The 1,230-nt window shown below is 50.2% G+C and carries 1 protein-coding gene and 1 pseudogene; both read left to right on the top strand.

The genetic code is table 11. The features are described 5' to 3' along the window. Positions 1–46 precede the first annotated feature (46 nt). On the top strand, positions 47–949 hold the full coding sequence (locus CWM52_RS25865) for a transposase (protein ID WP_227521343.1): 903 nt from the start codon (positions 47–49) through the stop codon (positions 947–949). A gap of 7 nt (positions 950–956) precedes the next feature. Beyond that, positions 957–1,172, top strand: a pseudogene (locus CWM52_RS25860) (integrase core domain-containing protein); the annotation flags it as partial. Between the last annotated feature and the right edge of the window lie 58 nt (positions 1,173–1,230).

Below are 1,230 nucleotides of genomic sequence, written 5' to 3'. Positions count from 1 at the left end.
CAGTATGTCGGAAGATCTCTAAAAGTGAATGGTCCGGTTTACCGGGATGCTTACAGAACGGGCAGGGATAGAAGGAACCGGAACGTACGGCGCAGGACTGACGCGATTTCTCATTAAAAAAGGGCTCGATGTTCTTGAAATCAATCGTCCTGATCGTTCTAAACGTCGCCTTGAAGGAAAATCTGATCCACTTGATGCGGAGAATGCCTCCAGAACGGTCCTTTCCGGGAGTGCCAAAGCCGTTCCCAAATTGCAATCCGGTGCCTGCGAGGCGTTGCGGATCATCAGCGTTGCCCGCCGGAGTGCCGTAAAGGCGAAAACTCAGGCAATCAATCAGCTCCGTGCGCTATTAGTCAGCGCCCCCCAGGATATCCGCGACATGCTGTGGAAATCAAAACCGCACGAATGCGTTACTGCGTGTATGGGTTTTGAATCTGCTGAGAAATCACCATTACTCCTGGCACTTTGTTGCACACTTCGAAGCCTGGCTAAACGTTGGCAGGCCCTCGCGGAAGAACTCACGCAACTGGATGAGCTACTGGATAATTTAACCCAAGAATATGCCGGAAGCTTACGGAGACAGTTTGGTGTAGGTCCTCAAACTGCAGCCATCTTACTGGCAGTTGCTGGTGATAATCCTGAACGATTAAAAAATGAAGCTGCACTTGCGTCACTTTGTGGTGTAAATCCGTTGCCGGCATCCTCAGGTAAAACCATCAGGCATCGCCTGAATCGCGGTGGTTCACGTGAGGCGAATAATGCGCTATGGACAATCGCCCTGGTACGCATGCGCAGCGATCCGCGAACAAAAGTCTATGTGCAACGTCGAACAGGAGAAGGACTGTCGACAAAAGAAATTTTACGTTGCCTTAAACGCTACATCGTACGAGAGCTTTATCCGCTTATTTTAACTGATTTGGGGCGAGCCCAACTGCGGCCGTTGACATAGGAGCGTCAACAGCCCGATGGAACGCTTCTTCAGGAGTCTGAAGAACGAATGGGTACCAGTGACGGGTTACGTAAGCTTCAGTGATGCAGCTCACGCCATAACGGACTATATCGTTGGATATTACAGCTCACTGAGACCACACGAATATAATGGTGGGTTACCACCAAACGAATCGGAAAACCGATACTGGAAAAACTCTAACGCGGTGGCCAGTTTTAGTTGACCATATATGGACGCACCGGGTGATGCAAGTACTGGTTCGATGCGGTTTGCGACCATAT

This window comes from Raoultella sp. T31 (genome assembly GCF_002806725.1).
GTDB lineage: Bacteria > Pseudomonadota > Gammaproteobacteria > Enterobacterales > Enterobacteriaceae > Klebsiella > Klebsiella electrica.
This window is presented reverse-complemented; position numbering and strand designations above follow the sequence as displayed.